The organism is Baaleninema simplex PCC 7105, from assembly GCF_000332355.1.
Taxonomy (GTDB): Bacteria; Cyanobacteriota; Cyanobacteriia; order Cyanobacteriales; family Geitlerinemataceae; genus Baaleninema; species Baaleninema simplex.
This window is the reverse complement of sequence record NZ_KB235958.1, coordinates 2034803-2057938: the sequence shown is the minus strand read 5'-3', so window position 1 is coordinate 2057938 and position 23136 is coordinate 2034803. Positions and strand designations below refer to the sequence as shown.

The following is a 23136-nucleotide window of genomic DNA, read 5'->3' as shown; positions in this document are numbered from 1 at the left end:
TTTCAGCTTATCAGGTCGGCTTTAGCGATCGCGACATCCCAATTGCAATCGTTAGGTTTCTGACGGCGAGGAGCGATCGATAATTGGCGTCAGATAAGCCACCAACGCCCCGAGAACGAAGCCCAGAACGTTTCGCAACAGCGGCAGCCAGTCGGACGTGCGGCTGATCACCGGCCCGATACCGAAGGCGACGAACAGGATGCCCCACAGGGGAGAAAAGATTAACGCCCATTGCCAAGCGACGAGTTTTCCGCCTCTCGGCTGTGCGGCAAATCCACAGACGAGACCGCCGATGACGGAGGTGACGAGGGTGAGAATCCACTGTTCGCGAGGCAGTCCCGGTACGACGCGGCAACCGCCTTGACGCAGGCAGGATTCGACAGATTTTAGAGATTGCAAAATGGATTGGTCTTCGCCGTTATCCCGCACGAAGAACTGGTTGCCGTAGCGGGTTTGCAGTTCGATCCAGAAGGTGCGCGGTAGTAAGGAGTAAACGGCGTCTCCGACGTTGAAGCCGAGGAGGTTGCCCCCTCGGGGGTCGGCAATGAGCAGGACGCTTTTGTCATCGAGTCCCCAGAAGTCTTTGACCGCTCTGCCGGGGGTGCGATCGAATTGGGTCAACACCCGCAGTTTGTATCCGGTTTCGGTTTCGAGGCGTTCTAAGTCGGCGACGAGTTGCTCTTCTTGAGTGCTGGTGAGGGCTTCGGCGAGGTCGATGATGGGAGTTTCGACCTCTGGAAGCAGTTCGGGATTGTCGTAGGCATAGGCGGCGGGTGCGATCGCCCACGAGGTTACGGCGAAGCACACCGCTGCTAGGGACACCACAATTCGTTTGAAAGTTAAGTGCTGCATAGTTCGCGATCGTTGGAGTCTCGATGGGTTATGGCGTTTGTTATAGCGATGCTGTGTATTTTAACGTAACGTTCATAATCTTTACATTACTTCACCTTACCACGATCGCAACGTCGCCAAAACATCGCGATCGCGCCGCACGACCGTTATACCGCCTCGAATCGGTCTAAAATAGGGGGGACGAGTCGTCTCAGTCCAACGATTCAGAGAGAAATATGGAACAGTCTAATTTTGCTGACGACCTACAATGGACCGTCGAAGCTACGGCGAAGTTTAAAAACATTCCGTTTTTCGTGCGATCGCAAGCTCGCCAGCGCATTGAGGAAATGGCACGGGATTCTGAATCCGGCATCGTTACCGTAGATATTGTCGAACAGGCGCGAGTGGAATTCGGGCAATAGGCGATCGTCGAGATCTGATGGAAAATAGAGCGACAAATGCCCAAGGTTCGTAACTGATGGAATTTCCCCAAGCATTTTGGCAAGGTGTCGATGAATTCAACGCAGGCGAATTTTACCCCTGTCACGATACCCTCGAAGCCATTTGGCTCGAAGCCATAGACCCCGACAAAACCTTTTTTCAAGGCATCCTTCAAATTGCTGTCGGCTATTACCACCTGAGCAACCACAATTGGAAAGGCTGTCTGATTTTGCTCGGGGAAGGAACGAACCGTCTGCGTCGCTACCGCCCCGAGTACGAGACGATCGATGTCGAAACATTGTTTTTAGGGGCGATCTACAGCCTGCAAACCCTCCAACAAGCAGGAGAAGATCGCGTCGCCGAATTTGCAGCAAAATATGGCTTGAGTGGAGACGCCACCGACCCCCCCACGTTACTCCTTCCCAAAATTCAGACGGTGGAAAGCTCAACCTAGAAGACAGTCACCAGTTTTTTACAGTCACCAGTCACCAGTCACCAGTCACCAGTGAAGACAGTTATCAACGATCGATTCCCCGATCCGTCACTTCAGCAAACTGTCCCAGTAGAAGCGTCGTCTCTACCAACACTTGATACCATTGGAGTACCGATCGCGGTATCCGCGATCGCTCGAACGCTCTGCGTGTTTCCGTCTTGGCTGTCGAATCGAGCCTCTTGCAACCGATATGAAACGTCTCGCCTTCGCTAAACTCCGTTTGGCTTTAGCCCTGTCTCTTCCCGTCGCCCTCGGTGGAGCGATCGCCACACCAACAACCTCTCAAGTCGCCGGAAGCAGTACCCCTCTGACAGTTCGCGCCGACGTGCAAGAAGCCGACGCCCGCACGGGTATCGTCACCGCCAGGGGCAACGTCCAAATCAACTATCCCGCACGCGACATCCAAGCGACCTCAAACCAGGCGCAGTATTTCAGCAACGAACGCCGTCTCGTCTTGACCGGAAACGTCTATGTCTTGCAAGAAGGAAACAGCATTCGCGGGGAAGTCGTCACGTATCTGATCGACGAAGGACTGTTTGTCGCACAACCGCTCCCCAACCGTCAAGTTGAGTCGATTTATCTGATTCCCGAAAACACTCAACCCGATCGCCCCTCCGCCCCCGCAGCGCCACCTATCCAGTGAAGAGTGTTCCAGTCACCCACCCGTGAAGGGATGATGAGGTGACAGTCGCCAGTCACCAGTCACCAGTCACCAGTCACCAGTGAAGACAGGGAACAGGGAACAGGGAACGGGGAACAGTTAATAGTTTCTCCCCCTCTCCTTTGCTCCCCCTCTCCCCCTCTCCTTTGCTCCCCCTCTCCCCCTCTCCCCCTCTCCCTTGTTCCGGATGCTCTAAAGCATGAGAATCGTCCTCGATAACATTCACAAATCCTATAGCAAGCGCCCTGTCGTCAGCCGAGTTAATTTGTCGGTGAGTCAGGGCGAAGTGGTTGGGTTACTCGGACCCAACGGGGCGGGAAAAACCACAACGTTTTGTATCGTGACGGGACAAGTGAAGCCCGATCGCGGCCGGGTTTGGCTCGACGATCGCGATATTACAACGCTCCCAATGCACCGACGGGCGAAAATGGGAATCGGCTATCTCGCCCAAGAACCGAGTATTTTTCGCCATCTGACGGTTCGCGATAATCTGTTGTTAGTCTTCGAGCAAACGGGCGTTCCGAGACGGGAGTGGGGAAAACGCCTCGATTTCCTCCTCTCGGAGTTTCGTTTAGACAAAGTGGCTTCGACGCTGGGAATTCAAGTGTCTGGGGGAGAACGGCGACGCACGGAAATCGCGCGATCGCTCTCGACCGGATATGGCGAACCGCTATTTTTGCTGCTCGACGAACCCTTCGCCGGAATCGACCCCATCGCCGTCGCCGATATTCAACAGCTCATCGCTCGACTGCGCGATCGCAATATCGGTATTCTCATCACCGATCACAACGTCCGCGAAACCCTCGAAATCACCGATCGCGCCTACATCATGCGAGAGGGAGAAATCCTCGCCTCTGGAAGTCCCCGCGAACTCTACGACAACCCCTTGGTGCGCCAATACTATCTCGGCGATCGCTTTCAATGGTAATTAAAGGTTAAATCTCTGTGTTCTCTGTGTCTCTGTGGTGAGTTTTTAATCGAATGCTTGGCGTTTTTTTGGGTTTCGCCTTCGCTCCACTCAACCGACAATTCCACTGAAATTTAACCTTTTTAACTCAGTTTCGGCTTACGGTTCGCATCAACCAATAACTAATTGAAAGTGCAAAAACTGCACTGGCTAAGCCAATAATATCCAAGCCCGATGTTTTTTCTAAATCTAGAATAATGATTTTTCGAGCGACAGCAATTAAAGAAGTGGCAATGACTAACTCGACTTGAAAAACGTGTTTCCTGAGATATGCTGTAATATTCTCAAGAATTTCTAAGGCAATTAATACATTTAAAAATAGACCAAAAATTTCAAACAGCGTCTTTTTGAAATACGTAAGATCGCTCAAAACCAAACTCGAAAAAATTGTCGTACTTAAATCCCAAACTGCCTCAAAAATGACGACGAGCATGGCGATCGAAAGGATTTTTGCCACGATGACTTGAACCCGTTCGACCGCGTCCACAAAGCCGTCATCGCTTAACAATTGTCGAAGCCAGCGTATTAAACTGTTCGATCTGTTTTCTTGAGACATTCCTCATCACCCCACAACAGCACCCCGACGCGATCGCTACAATTTATTATTCAGGAATCGCCAGCATCAAATTAGCATCTTGATAGTACTTATATCCGATTCCAAAATTCAACGGCGCTACAGTCGGGTCGGTGGCGTACGCTTCCCTTAAATCTGCCTGATAGCGTTGAGCGAACAAGTCGATCGGGCGTACGTAACTGCCGTAAAACTGACGGTTCCAATTCGACGGATCGAAAAAGCGCAGCGGAATTCCCGAATCGTCCTGCAACACCGCTTGGCTGCTCGATAAAATCGTATTGCGAATTTGCGAAAAATAATCGTTGTGCATCAAATACGACGCTGCTTTCAAATACGTCACCGGGCGATCGAACTGACCCACGAATTTCAAAAATTCCGGCGTTTGTGCTAACCCCTCGTCAGACAAATCCGTGGAAAAATAATATAACGTTTTCGGAACCGTTTCCCCTTCCGGTACGAACGTAATCTTCACCCCGTCGATCCAACCTTGGGCTGCTGCACCACCCGGTTCGACTGGCTGTAAGTTCGCCGACTCGTCTAACCCGACGTGCTGAACCTCTAAAACACGCTGGTTCGTTCGTCCCATAAACAACATCAAAATCGGCAACACGCCCTGTTCGTCTAAATCCTCCGCCATCGCGTTCGTGCGGAAAAAGCTATATTGCAAAATGGCGTACAGGGACTGGTTCGCATCGCTAAGTCTTTGCTGAACCCCAGCGGGTGAGAGGTTTTCAAACGACGGAACCCGGCCGACCGGTTCGAGTGCCACGAGAACGTAATCCGTCGCCTCGGGGAAAAAAGTATAGGCGTAGAGAAAATCGGGACCGCTAAAGGGATAGAACAGATTCGGCGTCCGCTCGTTGAGGAATTGTAACTCGCTTTGCGCCCACGATCGCGCCTTCGAGAGCTGTTGTGCTTCGAGTTGCTGCCAAGCCGATTCCAAATAAGCCGCGTGGTCGTTCCAGGCTGTGGTTTGCTGCTGAGTCGCCAGAGGACTGTCTTTACCAACGGGAATTCCCGCTAAAAACTTCGCCGTGTCGCTGAGAAGGCGGACTTGCTTCTCGTCAAAGGCGGCTAAGGGGTCGTCTTCTTCAACTACTGTCTCGGCGTCTGTCGTTTGGCTTTGGGCGTCAGAGGGCGATTCCGTGGTGGGGTCTGCGGTAACGTCGGAAGATGCGGAAGAGGCTTCGACGGGTGTGGTGGTTTCTGTCGTCGTTTCGCTGGAGGTGTCTGCCGCAGAGTCGGTGTCGGGGGTCGAACATCCCTGAAGTCCTCCCACACAGAACGCGATCGCAAACAAAGCAGACAGCAGTTGACTCTGGTTCATCATTATTTAGGGGTGCAATATTGGTTTAACGAGATTGAGAGCGAGACGAGGCGAGTTGGTGTTTCGCCGCCCAAAAATAAACGGGTAAGCCGAGGGCGATCGTTCCCAAGCCTGCCAGAGATTCGACGGGTTTGCTCGTCAAGACAAAGACGAGAATCCACAAACTAATGCCCACAAATACAAGGGGCGTCAGGGGATATCCCCAAGTTTTGTAAGGACGAGGCGTTTCGGGTTGTTTGACTCGCAACACGAACACCCCCAACACGGTGAGTAACGAGGATAGCGTCAGCGTAAACCCTAGATAGGTTAACACCGCTTCAAACGTAGAGGTGATAATCAGAGCGATCGCGATCGCCAATTGCAGCCACAAGGAAAAATGAGGGATACCGTGGCGGTTTTTCTTCGCCAATCCCCGAAAAATTGCGAAATCTTCCCCAATGGCTTGAGTCACCCGAGGGCCGGCCCAAGTCATGGCACTAATGGAGGACACCAACCCGAAAGAAATCAGCAATCCCATCAGTTTCGCTCCCCGTTCGCCAAAAATCGAGGTAGCGGCGATATAACCGACTTCGACTTGTCCCGCCATGTCTTCAATGGGCGTACTGTAGAGAAAGACGAAGTTTAAGGCCACGTACAACACCATCACGATGCTGGTTCCCAATAACAATGCTCGAGGAACGTTGCGCTGGGGAGACTCCACTTCGCTGGCCAGGTAAACCGCCGCGTTCCAACCGGAATAGGAGTAGGTGACGAACACTAGAGATACGGCAAAGGGGGCGCTAGTAATGGCGTTGAAGTCGTCGAGTGAGGGTAAGAAGCTTAAGTCTTGGGGCGTTGCCAAAACTAGCCCGCAGACGATTAACACGACGATGAGCGCGACTTTTAACACCGTCGTACTGTTTTGAAAATAACTGCCGATCGCGGTTTTTTGGGAATAGAGAATCGAAATGGCGATGGTGACGAACAAGGCCACCCCCATCGGCGAAAATATCGGAAACACGCTGGTAAAGTAGTCCCCTAGTGCCATCGCAGCTAAGGCGATGGGGGCGGCGAAGCCCACAGTCACGGAAATCCAGCCCGAGAGAAAGCCGATCGCGGGATGGTAAATCTCTGAGAGAAAGTGATATTCTCCCCCCGAACGCGGCATGAGAGCGCTCAGTTCGCCGTAAGACAGCGCCCCGCAGAGGGCAAACACGCCACCGACGACCCAGAGGAACAGGAGTGCAAAACCTGTCCGAATATCGACGACTTGAAATCCCAAACTGGTAAAGACGCCGGTTCCGATGGTGTTCGCTACGACGAGACAACTAGCGGTAAACAGGCTAATCCTGCGAGCGTTGCCATAAGAATTTTCACTCATATATAGATATGGGTTTATAGAGGTGGATTTATAGATTTGGGAACGTCCGTCAAAACGGTTGAAATGCCTAAAACTGTCGAATGCAATCGACTTGAGATGCACGAGATCGGTATTGCTAGTGAATTGGTTCGATCGGCTTACAGTCTACCCTCGAGCGATCGCCTTTGTCGAACTGCAAGACCATTGATTCAGGGTTCGGCGATAACACGGACGAGGGCATCGCTTTCAGTACCGCTGCGATAGAGATAATCGAGAGCGGTTTTATCCTCGAGGGCATAAGCTCTTAAAAACACCGCACTCCAACGGGCGATGGTTTCGATCGCCTGGTCTTGCGGTAGCGTCGGAGAACTGGGTTCGGGGGGAGAACCCGGCGGATTGTCGCGATCGGTAATTCCGTAGTGATTGGCCCCCTCAACGCGCACGTAAATTTTCGGCGGATACTTAATTTGCGCGTAAGTGTGTTGCGTTTCCTCGGGGGTAATCAAACTGTCGCGACTTCCCGCCACTAGCATCGTGGGAACTCGGGAATTGTCGATGCTGAGATATTCTCCGTCTTCCCAGAGAAAGGTTCCGTAGAACGCAGCGGCTTTGAGTTCCTTTGGGATCGTGTAATCGCCGACGCAAAACGGCACGTCGCAAGCACCGCGAATGGCATCGAGTCCCATCATCCCGCCGTGGGAATGTCCCAACAGCACTAGGGTTTCCGGGTCGATTTTCTCGTAAAGGGGAGATTTGGGGGTTTGCGTTTCCCGCCGCATCGAATCGAGAACGTCTGTCACTTGTCCCACTTGCGCGAACAATTCGTCACGACCGCGCACGGAGACAGTATGGTTGGGAACGGCCACGACAAACCCGTAACGCCCCACCTGTTCGGCGAATTTACTGTAATACGCTTTATCGACATTGAGTCCCTGTAGCAGCAACGCCACGGGAAGCGGCTGTTTGGCGTTTCTCGCGTAGTAGAGATCGATCGAGTCGCCTCGAACCGTCGTAGTACTGTACCGGGTCATGTCGTCGTACTGGGGAGAAATCTCGGATGTGACGGCAGTGTCAGAGAGAGCAGTCGATCGCCGGACGGTCGCTTCAGACCCCAGATAACTGACCGCCGAAACGACCGTCGCCCCAACCCACATCGCCACTACGAGAAGCGATCGCGATTTCTCCATCTATCCTCTGTCAAACTGAGCAGACATCAGGACAAGATTTCGAGTTCTTCAGGGCGGAAGTGCGCTTTAAATTTCTTCTTACCCACGAAAAACAGCACGTTAACGGGTAAGTTCGCACTGACTGGGCGACCGTTCCAATCGGTGAGGATTTCGAGAACTTCTCCTTCTTTGCCCTTGACGTCAAACGCTTCGTTTCGGTGTTCGGGATGGTGATAGACGACGACGGACTCCTTTACGCGGACGCGAGCGCCTACTTCGATCGTTGCCATGTTTCGGTATTCTCTTTCAGATACAACGAGGTTCGGTCGCCCCTGCGGCCAACCGACCGGGTATCACAACTTTTCTATCTTCCCATAGAAGCGGGGAAGAAAGGGAGAGGGGGAGAGCTGATAAGGCTATGACTTTTACTTAGGAGGTATCGAAAGCCAAAGAAGCCCCAGGATAGGGAGAAGTACGGTGGCGTCCCCAACTCAAGGGAAGTCCTTGAAAGAGGCGGACGACAAAAGAGATACAGCCAAGGCGCCAACAAGAAAGAGTTCTCGGTCTGAGGGTCGCGGCGGCCAGACCGGTCGAGTCAGAGTCAGTCCGAGGGGAAGTCGAAGGCTTTTGGGAGTCTTCCCGACAAGCCCCTTCGGTGATGAGCCAAAGTAAAGCCACAGACATGGCCAGCCAAAGACACTCAGCCCGGTGAGGATGAGTCAAACGGGTGCGTTGCCAATTAAAGCCATCGCTCTTGAGATCGCGATAAGCCGCTTCAGTCCAAGAGCGAAAGCCATAAAAGGCAGCCGAAGCCGATTGAGGTGAGGCGTCACTCAGCAACAGCCAAGGGTCTTTGTAATCCTCGTCCCATCGGGCTAACAGGGTACAATCGAGAGGATTTTGGCGAAAGCAGCGTACCGGTTGACTAAAACTCTCACCAACTCGAACCACTTGCTCGAGAGGTTGCCAGTCGGCGAGAGTTTCCCCCGAGCGCACTTGGTAATAGCCTTGTGAGTTAATACGTAACAAAGGATGCCATCCCAGAGCCACAATTTCCTCATACAGCCAACAAGCATAGAGTCCTCGATCGGCCAAAACCCAAACCCTGACCGACTCGGGAACCACTCCGCTCAAGCGACGGAGCAAGTCTTGCCACAGGGGCTTCCAGGGGTGTTTCTGGGAAGCTTTCACGATTTTCCAGGCCACGGGAATGCCACTGCCGCGATAGAGTACGTTGAGTGACAAGACGATAAATTTTTGACCGATATGGGTCGCATCTAAGGCCAGGAACAGGTCGTCGCTCTCTCCTAATAGCTCTAAGACCCACTTCAGCAGCGGCGCGAAACAACTGGCTACATCTAGCTCAGCATATTTACGACCGTAAGCTTGGCGTTTTTCTTTGTACCACTGTTGTAGTCTTTGACGTACGTTGGTGAATTTTTCCCCGTTGACTTGGGCAATACACTCTGACACTTGAGTCAGACTTGAAGAGCGACTCATCATCATGCCAAAGCTCCAGGTGGCTAGCCCTGATACTTGTGGCAAGGAAAGATTCGGAAAATGACGACTGACTTCTTGCGACCACTGTTTGAGGTAAGCTGAGTTGTATTTCATGGCTTCTCCTAAACGAGTCTACGGCTTTCTCTTTGTCGGCTCTTTCTCTCTCTCTTACAATCATAGCCTTGTCAGGAGGGGGAGAGGGGGAGAGGGGGAGAAACTTTTATCTGTTCCCCGTTCCCTGTTCCCTGTTCCCTATCTTCACTGGTGACTGGTGACTGGCGACTGGTGACTGTTACCTCATCATCTCTTCATCTCGCGGTAGGGGGCGATCGGAGTTGCTGTCGTTTTGCAGTTGACTGTATGCAATCCAGAAGACGATCGCCCCGAGCAGAAGCGTCAGCAAAACGCCTGCGGCCACCGCTAACGGCCGACTGGTAGGACGGCGGCGACGGCGACGGGCCGATTCGGGATCGAGATCGACGGATTGACCGTAGAGTAAAGCTTTGGAGGATTCGGACAGGTCGGATTCGGGATATCCCACGTCTGCCGATCGCTGTTGGGGGTCGAGTACGTCGAGATCCTTGGGGCGAGGAGGTGTGACGCGACAGACCATCGTGACGATGGAGGTATTGTCGTGACCGTTTTTCTCGTTGGCCAGTTGAATCCACGCACGGACGGCCTCTTGTGGGGTGCAGTCTCCGTCGAGAACGGCGGGGGCGACGTGACGCCAGGATTTTTCGACCCAGTCGTTATCGCTCAATCCGTCGGAACACAGGAGTAAAATTCCGTCTTCTTCGACGATAAATCGCTGTAAGGTGGGATGGATGAGGTCTCCGTCTCGAGTCCCGATCGCTTGGGTCAACGCCCCGGCGTCGGTCCGTTGTAGGACTTGACGATAAAATCCTCGACCGAAGCGTACTTCTCGCGTGGCCACGTCGTCGTCAACGGTGAGACATTGGCAATAGTCTCGGGTCAGCCAGTAGGCGCGACTGTCGCCGACGCTGACGAGATAGAGTTCGTGGGCGTTGGTAAATCGAGTTCCCGTTGTTGATCGTACCGCTTGGGGAAGTTGCCACGCCAGAACGAGGGTCGTTCCCATGCGTTGGTTGGCGATGCGGTCTTGGCTGTCGTTTTGGTGGGCGATCGTGTTGTTGGTCACGCGGACGATCGCCGCTAGGTGGTTTTGAATAATGTCGGGGGATAAGAGTTCGGATTCCTGTTGCAGTTGTTTCCAAAAGGTTCGCACTTGTAAGACCAGCGATCGCACGGCGGTTTGACTGGCCACTTCTCCGCCTTCGTGGCCGCCGACGCCGTCGCAGAGAACGGCTAGGTGAGGGAAAAGGGGGTCTTCGTCGGCTTCTTCGAGATCGCTGGCGGTCGGATAGCAGGTGTCTTCGTTGTGCGATCGCAGCGGCCCGGAATCGGTGTCTCCGGCAATGTCGAGTCGTAGCGGTTGCTGGGCGGCCAGTTGCAGTAACAAGGTGTTGAGGGAGGCGGCGATCGCGTCGAGGTCTTCGCCGTCCCGCATTCGCTGACACAACCGATCGACGGGATCGGCGATAATGTTGGGGGAAGCGGCGATCCAACTCGACCAGTGATAGGCTAAGTCTTTGAGGGTATGTTGGACGTTTCCCGATCGCACTTCGAGCAACCACAGACGCCACCCCTGTACGCGCAGGTTCTCGGGTTCGAGCAAACTGGCGGTCGCACCCTGTTCGTCGAGAACTCGCCACAGCGTTAGGGTTTGCCACAACCAATAGGCTTGACGGATTGGGGAGGCTTCAGCCCACCGTTGTACGAGTGTGGGGTAGAGGTTACCGTGGCGATCGATCGGGGCGTTTTCGAGCAGTAGGATTTCTCGGGTTTCGGCGTCTTCTGTTCCCTGACAAAAGCCGTACACTTGTGGAACGTGCAGCTGAGCGGGAGACAAACGCAGGTACGGAAGGACGGTCGGCGGAATGTCTTCGGGAAAATCGGGGACGCAGTCGGGGCGTTCGTCGAGCCAAATTTGCGGGGCGACGACACGATAGCGATCGGCGACGGTTTGTCCGACGGGGATTTTTTCGGCTGGGATGCCAACTGCCCAGAGATATCGGCGTTCTATGGTATCGGTGTCGTTTTCGCGATCGAACAGTTGATTTAATAACACGCTTTAACAATCCTGAATAAAATCTTCTTCCGCCGTGCGATCGGCAATAATATCCCATAGTATACAAGGCAAAATCCGAGGTGCGTTTGATGAGACAACGACCGTCGTGCGTTGACTTCAATCGCCGTTCTCACGAAATTTTCGGTCGAAAACGCTGTAGATGGATCGCACTCTGAAATGCTGCGCGTACAGATGTAACCCCTTAGTGCGATCGCCTTCAAACACTCCCGTCTAATGTTGTTTAACTCGTGACTCGACTGCCTACTTTTGCTGTTGGGCGATCGCTCTTTTTGTTTTTTAATCTTTTTTTGAATTTATTTGTTGATAAAAAATATTTTTTGTGATAATAAATTTCAGATCGTGAAATGTGTTAGGTTGGCGTGGAGTATTGGAATCAACCCAAAGCTAAAAAACGTACCGCAACAGACGGGTGCATCTCACTTTTGCACCCGGAACCCCACCCATCCTCCCCTTACTAAGGGGAGATGCCGAAGGACGTTCGGCGAGCGCTCAGTCGAGGCGCGGAGGGGTCGTTCTACGAAATTGAGATGCACCCCAACAGACTGCATTACAGGAAGTTGTCGCGATCTTACACACAGTTGTCACCGTGCTGATACCTGAGACTTACCTATCAAATTAAAAACTCCCTTGGACTTTTCCAAAGGAGGCAATGTTTCGTTTATGGAAAATAGGTAACGCCCAATTGAAACGTTACAAATTCATCCTTAAGTCGAATTTCTTCGAGTCGAAACTTACATTTAATTCGCTCGAAAGAGAGCGACCGCGAAGCCGTCTTACCTCAGTTTCCGACCTGCATAGCAACACTGGGAACCTGCAACGTATTACAGAGACCCTCGGTCCTTTATCTTCGGCTCAAGGAGTCCAGCTCGAAGCTGGCTTACCGAGCCGTCAGTACATTGAGGACACCACGCAGGACAAGTATAGATCGTAAAACAATATTGGCAGTCACCAACATCGCAGCCGCTTCCGAACTCTATTGTACCGTTCTCCTCGAGAATCGCAAACTCGATCGGGCGAAGGAACCGATCGCGCGATCGCCTTGTCCTAGAATTCGTCCTAGATTGAAAGATACGGAAGACCGATCTATCGACCACCCATCAGGAGCATTTCACAGCGTGAACGACTTCAGCGACTTTCAACTGAACTTTCTCGACGACACCGCAAATTTCTTTAGCGCCAGCGACGACAAAGACGTTATCGTCGGCTTGGGAGGAAACGACGTTCTCTTGGGCTTGGGGGCGTCGGATTACGTCAACGGAAACCAAGGAGAAGACGCCGTTTTCGGAAATACGGGAAACGACACCCTGCACGGCGGTGCAGACGACGACACGATTCGCGGCGGTGCGGACGACGACGAAATTTTCGGGGATTTAGGAGAGGATTTTATCTCGGGCGATCGTGGAACCGATACCCTCACCGGCGGGTCTGGGAGCGATCGCTTTTTCCTCGCCTCCGGTTACGGCGGTTCTAGCGAAGCCACCGCCGATGTCGTTCTCGATTTTACCGACGGCGAAGATCGTTTGGAACTCGATACCAGTCTCTCGTTCGATCGCCTCGACATCGCCTCCGCCAGCAACCCCAGCGATACCGTTATCCGCGACACCGCCAGCGGAGAATTTTTAGCAGTTCTGAAAAACGTCGCCAGCAGTGCGATCGACGCCAGCGACTTTATCGGCGTCAGTTCCACCACGCCCACTATCGACTTTAGCACCGCCGACTTTAACGTTACCGAAGACAACGGAACCGCCACCATCACCGTCCAACTCAGCCAAAGCAGCAGTTCCCCCGTCAGCGTCGATTACACCACCACCAGCGGCGGAAACGCCACCGCCAACCTCGACTACACGGAAGTTTCGGGAACCGTGACCTTCGCCCCCGGCCAAACTCAGCAAACCTTCGAGATTCCCATCACCAACGACACCGACGCCGAAGGTGACGAAACCGTACAGATTGAAATTACCAACGCCGTCGGTGGAAGCCTCGGAACGCAAACCGACGCGACACTCACCATTGTTGACGACGACGGAACCAATCCCGTCTCCTCGGTCGGCGATACCGTCAACTTTAGCGGGGTCGATGTCACCAACGAAGCCTCAGTACAAGCTCTCGGCGGCCCTTCCGTCACCGTCGGCGACACCACCATTTACGTCGGTTACGAACAAGTTTCGAGTAACAACCGCGATCCTCGCATCGTCAGCTTCACCAACGGCGTGCAAAATTGGTATCGCACCGATTACGAAGTCACGGGAGACGACGGAACCGGCGTCGGGTTGCTGTGGGACGGCGGAAGTAACCTCTATGGCGTCTTTACTTCCACCGGAACCCAAGGTTCGCCGAGCGAAGATTTCCGAGAATTCGCCTCTGACGGTTGGCTGACGAGTTACGGACAAGGAGGCGGGGCGAAAGTTGCGATCGTGGCGAAAATCGACCCCATCACGGGAGATGTCAGCGATGCCACCTTCGTTTCAGCAGTACTATCGAACGGCAACAGTAACACAGTCAACGTAACGGGTTTGTCTTTCAGTGGCAATAACGTCGTCGTCGAAGCCCAATCGTTCTTCTCCCCCCGTCGTACCGACACCACCGCGATGGATAACACCGGGCCCGATAGCAGTTCGCCCTTCGACTACGAAATCGAGTTTACCCCCGATTTAACGACCGCCGTACGAGCGATCGCGCCGGAATTTGGCAGTTAAGAGATCGTTTGACAGTCACTAGTTACCAGTCGCCAGTCGCCAGTCACCAGTCACCAGTGAAGACAGAGAACAGGGAACGGGGAACGGGGAACAGATAACAGTTGCTCCCTCTCTTCCCCTCTCCCCCTCTCCTCCTCTCCCCTTCTCCCCTTCTCCCCCTCTCCCTTGCCACTTGCGTATCATTAGAAGTAGAGTCGCCCAGCGAAACGAACGATGCCCCAGTACCCCGGAATTTCTAGCGAAGCTTTTCGCCATCCCCTCGATCGCGAGGCGGAAGAAACCCTGCGAAACTTACCCGGTTTCGATATGGTGGCGAAAACATTTGTCGAGTTCGTTTACGAACGCCCGCAATCGGTGTTTAAGATGGGAAATTGCATCGAGGTCGGGCCGCGTCAGTATTCGACGGTCTATCACGTATTTCGCGAGTGCGTGCGCGATTTAGACATCGCCCCCGAACCGCTGCTGTTCGTGTCTCAAGACCCACAACTCAACGCCTATTCTCTCGGTCAAGACCATCCCTCGATGACGTTAAATTCGGGGTTGTTAGACGCCACAGACGAGGCGCAACTGCGGACGGTTATCGCTCACGAACTCGGTCATATTAAGTGCGGCCACACGATTTTAATTCAAATGGCGCTGTGGGCGATTTCGACAGCCATGTTCGTCGGAGAAATGACGTTCGGGTTGGGAAACGCCATCGGAAGCGGTTTGATTTATGCGTTTTACGAGTGGCGGCGCAAAGCCGAACTGTCGGCCGATCGCGCGGCGTTGTTGGCCACGGACGACCTCGACAGCGTCATGCAAACGATGATGGTGATGGCGGGGGGAAGTCGCAAGTACGCCCACGAACTGAGTTTAAACGAATTTATCCGTCAGTCGGAACGCTATCAAGACCTCGATCGCGACAATCTCAACCAAATTTACAAGTTTTTGCTTTACAACGGCGCTCAAGGTATCGCGTTTACTCATCCGTTCGCGGTCGAGCGGTTGTATTATTTGAGAGAGTGGGCGAACTCGTCGGAATACCGCCAAATTCGCGCGGGAAACTACCAACGAGACGACGCTCGAGGCGCAGTTGACGTCGATCCGACCCCGGAAAACCAAGCTGCGAGCTTGCGTCGGCAAATCGAAGAACTGCAACGGGAAATCGAACGGGAAAAGGCAAAACGAGAGCGTCGTTAAGCAAAATTGACAGCCAACTTTGACCCAGAAAACTGATACGAACCGAGCGCATACGACCGTCGCGATTTCGTCTGTTTGGGGATGGATAGGAAGTGTGGTCTTGATAGGTGTCGCGATCGCTCCCCCAGAAGCGTCGGCACAACGGATTCCCGATACCAGCCTTCCTAACAATTCTTACCTCGAGACCTCGGAAGGGATTCATCGCATCACGGGAGGAACGGAAGCCGGAAGCAATCTATTCCATAGCTTTCAAGAGTTTAACGTCGATCGCGGGGAAATCGTTCGTTTCGAGAACGCCCAAACTATCCATAACATTATTACTCGCGTAACCGGAGAAAATCCGTCTCGCATCGACGGCGTGTTAGGTGCCAACGGAGCGGCGAACCTGTTTTTACTCAATCCCAACGGAATCGCCTTCGGACCCAACGCGCGGTTAGACCTTGGCGGATCGTTCGTTGCCAGTACCGGGCGTTTTTTAATCTTCGACGATCGCCAAACCTTCGACACCCAAGCGTCGCAACCGCTACTGTCGGTCAATACACCCCTGGGCTTACAACTCGACCCCCATGCGGGCAACGTCACCAGTACGGGGGCGTCGCTGTCAGTGCCTCGCGGGGAACGCTTGGTGTTGGCCGGTGGAAATTTGGCGATCGACGGCGGACGTCTCGAAGCCCCAGAAGGGAGCGTGGCCTTGCTGGCGAGATCGGGGCGTTGGACTGGGGACGACCCTCTCGCGGCGTTTGAGGGAAACGGTGGCGCGATCGCTCTGACGAACGGGGCGATCGTCGATACCAGCGGCGATCGTGGCGGCCGCGTCGTCCTCAGCAGCCGAGAATTACAACTCAGCGGAGGGGCGCGTATTTTTGCCGAAACCTTGGGATCTGAAAACGGTTTGGGGATTGAAATCGCCGTCGATCGCTTGGAAATGCGAGACGATTCGCTAATTTCGACGACGACTTACGGAAGCGGTCGCGGTGGCGATGTCCGCCTCGACGCCCACAGCATCGATGTGCAGGGGGTCAGAGATTTACAAGAGATCCTCGCTCGACTCTTCACCCTCGATCGCATCGAGAGTCCCGACGACTTCGGTGGCGGCCTGTTCGCCACGACCTTCAGCGACGGCAATGCGGGCAATATTTCCATCGATACCGACACCCTCAGCCTCAGTCACGGTGCGTTCGTCTCCACTAACACATCGGGAAGCGGACGCGGTGGAACGCTCGAGATCCGAGCTGGAGAATACGTCGATTTGAGGGGGGCGCAAATCGTCGCCGAAACCTTCGATAACGGCCATGCCGGATCGGTAAACTTTAGCACGGGCAACCTTCGCATCAGCGAGGGGGGTGGCATTTTCGCCTCGACCTTCAGTAATGGGGACGGCGGACGAGTGACCGTTCGCGCCTCCGGTACGGTCGAAATTAGCGGTACGACCCCTAACGGTCGCTTTAACAGCGCCATTGCAGGAAACGCGTTTAGCAACGCCACCACTCAAGCAGGTCTGATCGATGTTAGCGCTCGACGCATCGCCGTTCGCGACGGCGGCGGGATCGGAGCTGTGACCTTCGGCGACGCGCGGGGTGGCCTCGTCCGCATTACCGCCAGCGAGTCTATCGAGGTTAGCGGCGTGCGCCCCGATCCTCTCACCCGAGCCAATATCAACACGCGCAGCGTCGGTCGCGGAGCGGCTGGAGACATTACAATTTCTACGGGGTGGTTACTCGTCAGCGGTGGGGCGGAAATTACCACCTCGACCTCGAATTTAGGCACTGCCGGACGGTTGACAGTGCGCGCCTCTGAGGGCGTTGAAATTCGCGGGGCCGACTCGACGGGACAGGCCATCAGTCGCATTCGCTCGGACGCGACGGCGATCGCGCCGTTTGCCCCGGTCGTCACCCCCAATTTAACCGGTGCTTTGGGGGCTGCCGGAGATCTAACGATCGTAGCCCCGCTTCTAGAATTGGACGACGGCGGTAGTTTGGTCGTCAGCAGTCTGGGGGAAGGTGTCCGAGCAGGTAACGTAACCCTCGATGTCGATCGCCTGGTTCTCAGTCGCGGGGCGCAGGTGGTGGCCGAGTCGGAGTTTGCTCGCGAGGGCAACGTCAACATCGACGCGAGGATCGTCGAGTTACGGGACAACAGCCGCATTTCAACGACCGCCACGGGTCGAGAGCCGGGAGGCAATATCGCGATCGCCACCGATACCCTCGTTGCCCTCGAAAATAGCGATATCGCGGCCAACGCCACTAACAGCCAAGGCGGACGCATTTTCATTCGCGCCCAAGGGATTTTCGGAACGGCATTTCGCGATCGCCCGACTCCCAACAGCGACATTACCGCCACCTCCGCACTGGGAGCGGAATTTAAAGGCATCGTCGAGATCGAGACTCCCACCCTCGACGCGGAATTGGGATCGTTCGATCTATCTCGCGAGATGGTGGACTTAACGGGATTGGTGGTCGATCGCTGTCGCGCGTTGCGGGCGGGAAGTGAGTTTGCCGTCACCGGACGGGGAGGGCTACCGCCGAATCCTTTTCAGCCCGTCGTGTCGGTGGGAGTTTGGCGGGATTGGCGGGCGATCGCGAGCGGGGATGCCGAAAGCGACCTTCCCGAACACTTATCCTTCGAGGCCGAGCCGATGGTAGAAGCCACCACCTGGCAGCGTCACGATGACGGATCGGTGTCCTTGCTCTCTCCACAAGCGAGACCCTTTCAGACCGAACATCGAGACCGATGCCGGATGAGGAGTCGAGACTGATACGAAATCCGAATCTCAACGCTGAGCGGAGCCGAAGCGTTGAGTCCGAGCGGAGCCGAGGACTGTTTTTCCAACCCAACAAGCCCCTCTCTGTGTCCTCTGTGGGGTGCATCTCAAAAATGTATGTAAATTTATCAGATCGGAGTCTCTGCACTGAATTGAGCTGTTGTTGGGTTTCGCGATCGCTCCACCCATGGACGGCAGCGCTGCCGAAGTCCAACCTACCTCAAACTCATATTTTTACAAAAGTGAGATGCACCCTCGAACTTCTCCGATTTTAGTTAAGTTTTTTGTTGTTTTATTGAAAATATTGTAGATTGTAAATCGTCTTTCTGAGAGCCGATAAAATTAAAATATAGAGGCTCTTCGGAGTTTAGGGTGACAGAAAAACTAACTTCACGAGATTTCAAGGGTTTTGGCTCTCGAATCTTCAATTTTTTGTATCATGCTATACATTTATAACCACAAACTCCGAAGACCCATATAGACTAAATTGTCTTTGATTTCAAGCATTTAAGGAAAAAGTATTTTTTTGAGTACTTTCTTTATGCTTTTTCCCGAGTATCGGTATGTAAAAAAGTTACTTGAGGAGCAGATCGACATGAATTCTTACCACCAATATCTGGGCAAAGTCGAAGCCGGACATTTCAAAATTCTGTTACCCGTATCGGAGGCTGGAACGTATTTTCGGCTAACGTCGATGGATATGCAAGTTGCTCAACCGCCCGAGCTTCAGGAACTGCATCTCGATGAATTTGAAGGTCGGCTCGTGATGGTGAGCGGCCGTGCGGGTGTTGAATGGATCTGGTCGGCAGAAGTGCTTGAAGTGGCGGGATTGATTTTGACAGCCGTTGTCGATCGAGTACTTGGAGAAACTGTTAAGCCCGAGGTGATGGCGTAAACAGATCTCGCATCAGCGTCTTACAAAAGTGTAAAAACCACTCAGTTTCGATTCAATTGTCGTCAACTCGTAGGAGGGGCGGGAATTGTACTGTTGGCGATCGCCGTTCTCGTCACTAGATCCCAGGGGAATTCGTCTGAAAAAACGAGGCCGGACGCCAACGCTCGATTGAAAGCCGATTACACCCAACTCGAAAACCAATTGCACTCGAGACAATGGCGCGAGGCTGATGGCGAAACTGCGAGGCTGATGCGCGAAGTGGGCGATCTCGATGGTAGTGGCGGGGTTTTGTCCCCCGAAATCGCTCGATTTTCCTGTCCGGATCTCCAACACCTCGATCGCCTCTGACTCTCAAACAGTGGTTTTTCCAACCCGACAAGCCCCTCTATCCCCCCAACCATCCCCCCAACCCCCCTTCCAAAGGGGGGCGAAGGGGGGATAGGGGGCTAAGGGGGGTGTGGTGAAGACCTCTTGAAACCCAGGCGATCGCAGAAGCACAGAGTATCCGTGACCTTGAAGGGATCGTCCGAAACAGTAACCCCAAGCCTCTAGGCAAGTTTACCCGCGATCGCGGTAAAACTTTTAGAATGTAAAGATCGGTGAAACTCCAACTCGATCGACTCCCTAGGTTATGGCTTTTTCGTCCATCGTCCGCACGCTTGCCCAAACCCAACTCACCCGCGAACTCCACGGCCGTCTTTTGCGGGACGGCTGCTTGAAACTCGACGGGATTCCGCGATTTCCCAAAGGTCTCGTCACATCAGCCCTGGCCGCCGAACTCGGAAGCGATAAGCCCTCGTCGTCCCAAACTTCCTCGTCGCAACCGCTCTGTGTGGTCGCCGCCACCCTCGAAGAAGCCGGACGCTGGGCGGCGCAACTGGCGGAAATGGACTGGCAAACCGTTCTGTTTTATCCCACCACCGAAGCCTCGCCCTACGACAGTCTCGACGGAGTTTTAGAAGGTAAGCGCCCCGAGGGATCGGACGAAATGACCTGGGGACAAATGCAGGTGTTGTCCGATCTCGTTCGCAGCGACGCGTCTTCGAGAATTGCCATCGTCGCCACCCAACGGGCGTTACAGCCCCACCTTCCCCCGCCAGAGGTGTTCGCATCTCTCTGTCAGACGCTACAGCCGGGAATGGAACTCGACCTCAAAACCCTCTCGACGCGTTTGGCCGAGTTGGGATACGAACGGGTGTCTTTGGTCGAAACAGAAGGCCAGTGGAGTCGTCGCGGCGATATCGTGGATTTGTTCCCGGTTTCGGCAGAACTTCCGGTACGGTTGGAGTTTTTCGGGGACGAATTGGAAAAAATGCGGGAATTCGACCCCGGCAGCCAGCGATCGCTTGACAAAATACCCCAATGTGTGGTAACACCGACGAGTTTCGGAACAGCGGTTTCTATCGAGGAGGAGGAAATCCCAGAAAACTTAACCAAAGCCGCTCTGTTGGGGGTTGCCTTCGACAAACCCGCTTGTTTGCTGGACTACCTCCCCGAAAACGCCCTCTTAGCCCTCGACGAACCGGAAGCCTGTCGCGCCCACTGCGATCGCTGGGCCGAACACGCCCAACAGGAATTTATTCTCCACCGCCAGAGTTTCCCCGCCCTCAAACCGTTACATCGCAGCTTCGACGACTGTTTGGCCGAGGGCGATCGCTTCCTACGGGTGGAGTTGTCCGAACTGGTCGAAACGGACTCGGGCGGAACCGATCTCGCCAATCGTCCCCTACCCGTCACACCGCACCAATTCGCCAAACTCGCTGAGATTCTCCGGGGCGAACGCGATCGCGGCTTCTCCATTTTCCTCGTTTCCGCCCAACCCAGTCGCACCGTCGCCCTTCTCCAAGAACACGACTGTCCCGCCCAGTTCGTCCCCAACCCCAAAGACTTCCCCGCCATCGGGCGACTGCAAATCCAACATACCCCCGTCGCCCTCAAATACTCTGGCCAAGCCGAACTCGAAGGCTTCATCCTCCCTACCCTGCGCCTGGTGGTCGTTACCGATCGCGAATTTTTCGGCCAGCACGCCCTCGCCACCCCCAGTTACGTTCGCAAACGCCGCCGGGCCGCCTCCAAACAAGTCGATCCCAACCAACTGCAACCGGGAGACTACGTCGTTCACAAAAACCACGGCGTCGGTCAGTTCGTCAAACTCGAAAGCCTCACCGTCAACCGCGAAACTCGCGAATATCTGGTGTTGAAATACGCCGACGGCACCTTGCGTGTGGCTGCCGATCGCGTGAACTTACTCTCTCGCTATCGCCACACGGGAAGCGGACGCCCCCAACTCCACAAGATGTCGGGGAAAACCTGGGAACGCACCAAAAACAAAGTTCGCAAAGCCGTCAAAAAAGTCGCCGTCGATTTGCTGAAACTCTACGCCCAGCGATCGCAACAACAGGGATTCGCCTATCCGATCGACGCCCCTTGGCAACAGGAACTCGAAGATTCTTTTCCCTACCAACCCACCCCCGACCAACTCAAAGCGACCCAAGATGTCAAACGGGACATGGAGAGCGATCGCCCGATGGACCGCCTCGTCTGCGGCGACGTGGGGTTTGGGAAAACCGAAGTCGCGATTCGGGCAATTTTCAAAGCCATCACCGCCGGAAAACAAGTTGCACTCCTGGCCCCGACGACCATTCTCACCCAGCAACACTATCACACCCTAAAAGAACGCTTCGCCCCCTACCCGATTCAAGTGGGGTTACTCAACCGCTTCCGCACCGCCGAAGAACGCAAAGCCATTTCGCAAAGGTTGGCCACGGGTGAGTTAGACGTGGTGGTGGGAACCCATCGCCTACTGGGGAAAACCATCAAATTTAAGGATTTGGGGCTGTTGGTGGTAGACGAAGAACAGCGGTTCGGCGTCACGCAGAAAGAGAAAATTAAATCTCTCAAAACTCAGGTGGATGTATTGACGCTGACGGCGACGCCGATTCCTCGCACCTTATATATGTCGCTATCGGGAATTCGCGAGATGAGTTTGATTACGACGCCACCGCCCTCTCGCCGTCCCATTAAAACCCATTTAGCCCCGTTTGAATGGGAAACGGTCAGAAGTGCAGTGTGTCAGGAACTCGATCGCGGCGGACAGGTGTTTTACGTGGTACCTCGCGTCGAAGGAATCGAGGAAACCTCGGCGCAAATTCGGGAAATGGTTCCCAACGCCCGCATCGCGATCGCCCACGGTCAAATGGACGCTTCGGAATTGGAATCGGTAATGTTGGGCTTCAGTTCCGGGGAAGCGGACGTTTTGGTTTGTACCACCATCGTCGAGTCCGGGTTGGACATTCCCCGCGTCAACACGATTTTGATCGAAGACGCCCATCGCTTCGGATTGTCTCAACTGTACCAATTGCGCGGTCGCGTGGGACGGGCGGGAATTCAAGCCCATGCGTGGTTGTTTTACAGTCGGCGATCGAAACTCTCCGACGCCGCACAGAAGCGGTTGCGGGCGTTGCAGGAATTCAGCCAATTAGGGTCGGGGTATCAACTGGCGGTGCGCGATATGGAAATTCGCGGCGTGGGAAATCTCCTCGGGGCGGAACAGTCGGGTCAGATGAACGCGATCGGCTTCGATTTATATATGGAGATGTTGCAGGAGGAGATTCAGGAAATCCAGGGTCAGGAAATTCCCAAAGTGGACGACACGCAAATCGACCTCAACCTGACGGCGTTTATTCCCAGCGATTACATTCGAGATATCGATCGCAAGATGAGTGCGTATCGCAGCGTCGCCACCGCCCAATCTTCCGAAGAGTTGGGACAGATCGCCGCCGACTGGCGAGATTGTTACGGGCCGCTACCGAAGGGGGTCAGTCAGTTATTGCGGGTGATGGAACTCAAGCAAATCGCCAAGAAACTGGGGTTTTCTCGCATCAAGCCGGAAGGAAAGCAACACGTGGTGTTAGAAACGCCGATGGAAGAACCGGCGTGGAAGTTATTGAAGGAACATTTACCGTCGCACCTGCACTCGCGGTTTGTCTATGCGTCGGGGAAGGTGACGGTGCGCGGGTTGGGGGTGTTGTCGCCGGACAAGCAACTCGACAGTTTGATTCAGTGGTTGGACGCCATGTCTCCGGCGTTGGAGAAGCAGTCCGAGGTGGCGATCGCGGCTTTGGTGGAGTAGC

General features: G+C 54.2%; 18 protein-coding genes. 10 read left to right on the top strand and 8 right to left on the bottom strand.

Features of this window, described 5'->3' with window-relative positions:
- Positions 1-51: 51 nt before the first annotated feature.
- The gene (locus tag GEI7105_RS0111260; protein ID WP_017660566.1) at positions 52-852 is read right to left on the bottom strand and encodes a TPM domain-containing protein; all 801 of its coding nucleotides are present in this window, start codon (positions 850-852) and stop codon (positions 52-54) included.
- 215 nt (positions 853-1067) lie between these two features.
- Here GEI7105_RS0111260 and GEI7105_RS0111255 point away from each other — a divergent pair, with 215 nt between their 5' ends.
- The 4 genes from GEI7105_RS0111255 to lptB all read left to right on the top strand — a co-directional run bounded on the left by GEI7105_RS0111255 (position 1068) and on the right by lptB (position 3354).
- Complete coding sequence (locus GEI7105_RS0111255; protein ID WP_017660565.1) at positions 1068-1253, top strand: PCP reductase family protein; 186 nt, start codon at positions 1068-1070, stop codon at positions 1251-1253.
- Positions 1254-1309: 56 nt separating this feature from the next.
- Positions 1310-1726 carry a DUF309 domain-containing protein gene (locus GEI7105_RS0111250; protein WP_017660564.1) on the top strand — a complete coding sequence of 139 codons (417 nt, stop codon included), beginning with the start codon at positions 1310-1312 and terminating at the stop codon, positions 1724-1726.
- A 229-nt stretch (positions 1727-1955) separates the two neighbouring features.
- Positions 1956-2408 (top strand): LptA/OstA family protein, encoded by a 453-nt coding sequence (locus GEI7105_RS0111245; protein WP_017660563.1) that lies wholly within the window; start codon positions 1956-1958, stop codon positions 2406-2408.
- 217 nt (positions 2409-2625) lie between these two features.
- Positions 2626-3354 carry an LPS export ABC transporter ATP-binding protein gene (gene lptB, locus GEI7105_RS0111240; protein WP_017660562.1) on the top strand — a complete coding sequence of 243 codons (729 nt, stop codon included), beginning with the start codon at positions 2626-2628 and terminating at the stop codon, positions 3352-3354.
- 127 nt (positions 3355-3481) lie between these two features.
- Here the strand turns inward: lptB and GEI7105_RS0111235 are convergent, their stop codons facing one another.
- From GEI7105_RS0111235 to GEI7105_RS0111205, 7 genes are all read right to left on the bottom strand, one after another.
- Positions 3482-3949, bottom strand: coding sequence for a phosphate-starvation-inducible PsiE family protein (locus tag GEI7105_RS0111235; protein WP_017660561.1), 468 nt, complete (start codon positions 3947-3949; stop codon positions 3482-3484).
- A gap of 46 nt (positions 3950-3995) precedes the next feature.
- On the bottom strand, positions 3996-5297 hold the full coding sequence (locus GEI7105_RS0111230) for a hypothetical protein (RefSeq protein WP_144053762.1): 1302 nt from the start codon (positions 5295-5297) through the stop codon (positions 3996-3998).
- A 22-nt stretch (positions 5298-5319) separates the two neighbouring features.
- Entirely contained in the window at positions 5320-6654 is a 1335-nt protein-coding gene (locus GEI7105_RS0111225; RefSeq protein WP_017660559.1) for an APC family permease, read from the bottom strand.
- Positions 6655-6842: 188 nt separating this feature from the next.
- Entirely contained in the window at positions 6843-7820 is a 978-nt protein-coding gene (locus GEI7105_RS30070; protein WP_083862360.1) for an alpha/beta hydrolase family protein, read from the bottom strand.
- Between the two features lie 26 nt (positions 7821-7846).
- Complete coding sequence (locus GEI7105_RS0111215; RefSeq protein WP_017660557.1) at positions 7847-8089, bottom strand: ferredoxin-thioredoxin reductase variable chain; 243 nt, start codon at positions 8087-8089, stop codon at positions 7847-7849.
- Between the two features lie 139 nt (positions 8090-8228).
- Positions 8229-9413 carry a transposase gene (locus GEI7105_RS30065; protein ID WP_071591958.1) on the bottom strand — a complete coding sequence of 395 codons (1185 nt, stop codon included), beginning with the start codon at positions 9411-9413 and terminating at the stop codon, positions 8229-8231.
- A 178-nt stretch (positions 9414-9591) separates the two neighbouring features.
- Positions 9592-11448, bottom strand: coding sequence for a protein phosphatase 2C domain-containing protein (locus GEI7105_RS0111205; protein ID WP_017660556.1), 1857 nt, complete (start codon positions 11446-11448; stop codon positions 9592-9594).
- A gap of 959 nt (positions 11449-12407) precedes the next feature.
- Between GEI7105_RS0111205 and GEI7105_RS35990 the strand changes: the two genes are divergently transcribed.
- From GEI7105_RS35990 to mfd, 6 genes are all read left to right on the top strand, one after another.
- Positions 12408-14165: a Calx-beta domain-containing protein gene (locus GEI7105_RS35990; protein ID WP_083862359.1), complete on the top strand. Its 1758-nt coding sequence runs from the start codon at positions 12408-12410 to the stop codon at positions 14163-14165.
- Between the two features lie 213 nt (positions 14166-14378).
- Positions 14379-15347, top strand: coding sequence for a M48 family metallopeptidase (locus GEI7105_RS0111190; RefSeq protein ID WP_017660554.1), 969 nt, complete (start codon positions 14379-14381; stop codon positions 15345-15347).
- Between the two features lie 19 nt (positions 15348-15366).
- Complete coding sequence (locus GEI7105_RS0111185; protein WP_017660553.1) at positions 15367-18102, top strand: two-partner secretion domain-containing protein; 2736 nt, start codon at positions 15367-15369, stop codon at positions 18100-18102.
- 601 nt (positions 18103-18703) lie between these two features.
- Positions 18704-19003 (top strand): hypothetical protein, encoded by a 300-nt coding sequence (locus tag GEI7105_RS0111180; protein WP_017660552.1) that lies wholly within the window; start codon positions 18704-18706, stop codon positions 19001-19003.
- Between the two features lie 93 nt (positions 19004-19096).
- Positions 19097-19351, top strand: a complete 255-nt coding sequence (locus GEI7105_RS0111175) for a GUN4 domain-containing protein (RefSeq protein ID WP_017660551.1) — start codon at positions 19097-19099, stop codon at positions 19349-19351.
- A gap of 283 nt (positions 19352-19634) precedes the next feature.
- Positions 19635-23135: a transcription-repair coupling factor gene (gene mfd / locus GEI7105_RS0111170; RefSeq protein ID WP_017660550.1), complete on the top strand. Its 3501-nt coding sequence runs from the start codon at positions 19635-19637 to the stop codon at positions 23133-23135.
- Position 23136 lies beyond the last annotated feature (1 nt).

Coding starts and splice junctions, on each gene's coding strand:
- GEI7105_RS0111230 (WP_144053762.1), bottom strand. CDS start 5,297: ATGATGAACCAGAGTCAACTGCTGTCTGCTTTGTTTGCGATCGCGTTC.
- GEI7105_RS0111225 (WP_017660559.1), bottom strand. CDS start 6,654: ATGAGTGAAAATTCTTATGGCAACGCTCGCAGGATTAGCCTGTTTACC.
- GEI7105_RS0111245 (WP_017660563.1), top strand. CDS start 1,956: ATGAAACGTCTCGCCTTCGCTAAACTCCGTTTGGCTTTAGCCCTGTCT.
- GEI7105_RS0111250 (WP_017660564.1), top strand. CDS start 1,310: ATGGAATTTCCCCAAGCATTTTGGCAAGGTGTCGATGAATTCAACGCA.
- GEI7105_RS0111260 (WP_017660566.1), bottom strand. CDS start 852: ATGCAGCACTTAACTTTCAAACGAATTGTGGTGTCCCTAGCAGCGGTG.
- lptB (WP_017660562.1), top strand. CDS start 2,626: ATGAGAATCGTCCTCGATAACATTCACAAATCCTATAGCAAGCGCCCT.
- GEI7105_RS30065 (WP_071591958.1), bottom strand. CDS start 9,413: ATGAAATACAACTCAGCTTACCTCAAACAGTGGTCGCAAGAAGTCAGT.
- GEI7105_RS0111215 (WP_017660557.1), bottom strand. CDS start 8,089: ATGGCAACGATCGAAGTAGGCGCTCGCGTCCGCGTAAAGGAGTCCGTC.
- mfd (WP_017660550.1), top strand. CDS start 19,635: ATGGCTTTTTCGTCCATCGTCCGCACGCTTGCCCAAACCCAACTCACC.
- GEI7105_RS0111255 (WP_017660565.1), top strand. CDS start 1,068: ATGGAACAGTCTAATTTTGCTGACGACCTACAATGGACCGTCGAAGCT.
- GEI7105_RS0111190 (WP_017660554.1), top strand. CDS start 14,379: ATGCCCCAGTACCCCGGAATTTCTAGCGAAGCTTTTCGCCATCCCCTC.
- GEI7105_RS0111180 (WP_017660552.1), top strand. CDS start 18,704: ATGAATTCTTACCACCAATATCTGGGCAAAGTCGAAGCCGGACATTTC.
- GEI7105_RS30070 (WP_083862360.1), bottom strand. CDS start 7,820: ATGGAGAAATCGCGATCGCTTCTCGTAGTGGCGATGTGGGTTGGGGCG.
- GEI7105_RS0111235 (WP_017660561.1), bottom strand. CDS start 3,949: ATGTCTCAAGAAAACAGATCGAACAGTTTAATACGCTGGCTTCGACAA.